Below are 1,602 nucleotides of genomic sequence, written 5' to 3'. Positions count from 1 at the left end.
GTGGTGGATCAGGACCTTGGGCAGCCGTTCGGCGAGATCCGACGGCTTGTCGATGGCGAACGGATCGCACGCCAGCGTCAGGCTCACCGGGCCTGTGCCGTCGAGCAGCACCCAGCAGCAGCGCCTGCCGAGCTCGTCGCAGGTGCCGTCGACGATCAACCCGCCTGGCGCCAACCGGGTCCGCATCTGCGCCCACGCGTCGGCGACGTCGTCCACGTGGTACTGGCGCAACACGTTGAACGCGCGCACCAGAACTGGTCGCAGCCCGGCCAATTCGAAGCCGCCGAGCCCGAACTCCACGCCGTGCTGGGACGGCACGACCCGTTCCGGGTGGATCTCCAGCCCGACGACCCGCACGTCGGGCCGGACCGTGCGCAGTCGAGCCGCCAGCTCCAGCGTCGTCACGGGCAGCGCGCCATAGCCGAGGTCGACCACCAGCGGTTCGGCGACCGAGAGCAGGGCGCCCCGCACCCGTGGTGCGTGGACGAGCCAGCGATCGCTGCGGCGCAAACGGTTGTAACCGGTCGTGCCACGCGTCAGCTGCCCAAGCGGCGCGTTCATAACCTGGGAGTTTAGTGCTGTTTCAGGCGTTTTCCCTGATCCACGCCGTGGTGAAGTGCTGTTCGGCGATCAGGAGCTCAACCAGCTGGCTACCGATGAAGTTCTCCACCTTGCCGCCGACGAGGGGGATGCGGACCTCGACGGTGGCCTTGAACTCGAGTCGCGATCCGGTCCCGACGGGCGTCAACGCCGCCGTCGCGGTCAGCGACGCGGGAGCGCCGGGGATCGACCCCTTCACCACGGCGCTCGCACACCCGTCCGGCACCGGGGTCCACGTCTCCTCGCGGACGAAACTCAGATCCCCGCGGTGGAATTGGGTGACGACTCCGGGCAGCCGGTCGGCTCGCAGCGTCTGGGTCGTGATCACGTCGATGCCGCCGCTCGCGTCCGAGGTGATCGAGTCCAGCGTCGTCTCGTCGGCGCCGGACTGCGCCAGCCGCTCGATCCAATACCGCTCGTCACCGAAGGCTTCGAGGATCTGCTCGACGGTGCCGTCGTATTCGGCTGCCATGTCGAAGGAACGCGGCATGGGAGGCCACGCTACCGTTACCGGCCGTGGTCACTTCGGATTTCGGGGGCGTTGCGGTCGAGGAGTCCGCGCCGGTCGCGCCGCTGACCACGTTGCGGATCGGTCCGGTCGCGCGTCGGCTGATCACCTGCGACACCACCGACAAGGTCGTCGACGTGCTGCGGGTGTTGCCCATCGACGATCCCGACGAACGCGTGTTGGTGCTGGCCGGGGGATCGAACGTCGTCATCGCCGACGACATGGCTGACCTGACCGTCGTCCGCGTGGCCAATACCGAGATCACCGTCTACGGCGACGTCGTCCGCGCCGAGGCCGGCGCACTCTGGGACGACGTCGTCGTCACGTCGCTGGCGCACGGCCTGGCCGGGCTGGAGTGCCTGTCCGGCATCCCCGGCTCGGCGGGCGCGACGCCGGTGCAGAACGTCGGCGCCTACGGTGCCGAGGTGGCCGATGTCATCAGCCGCGTTCGCCTGCTCGACCGTCGCACCGGGGAGGTGCGCTGGGTCGAGCCC

3 protein-coding genes are annotated in these 1,602 nt (G+C 69.3%); 1 reads left to right on the top strand and 2 read right to left on the bottom strand.

Annotated elements, in window-relative coordinates:
- Both ACRDUX_RS39460 and ACRDUX_RS39455 read right to left on the bottom strand, forming a co-directional pair.
- A partial coding sequence (locus ACRDUX_RS39460; RefSeq protein ID WP_526422768.1) for a class I SAM-dependent methyltransferase occupies positions 1 to 561 on the bottom strand: 561 nt, incomplete at its 3' end.
- 22 nt (positions 562 to 583) lie between these two features.
- The gene (locus ACRDUX_RS39455) at positions 584 to 1,090 is read right to left on the bottom strand and encodes a DUF2505 family protein (protein ID WP_526422766.1); all 507 of its coding nucleotides are present in this window, start codon (positions 1,088 to 1,090) and stop codon (positions 584 to 586) included.
- A gap of 26 nt (positions 1,091 to 1,116) precedes the next feature.
- On the opposite strand from ACRDUX_RS39455, the gene ACRDUX_RS39450 reads away from it, so the two are divergent.
- Positions 1,117 to 1,602, top strand: a 486-nt coding sequence (locus ACRDUX_RS39450) for an FAD-binding protein (RefSeq protein WP_526422764.1), incomplete at its 3' end; no start/stop codon positions are given.

It is taken from the genome of Mycobacterium sp. (assembly GCF_050701675.1).
Lineage (GTDB): Bacteria > Actinomycetota > Actinomycetes > Mycobacteriales > Mycobacteriaceae > Mycobacterium.
The sequence above is the reverse complement of the archived record's forward strand: the minus strand, read 5'-3'. Positions and strand labels throughout refer to the sequence as shown.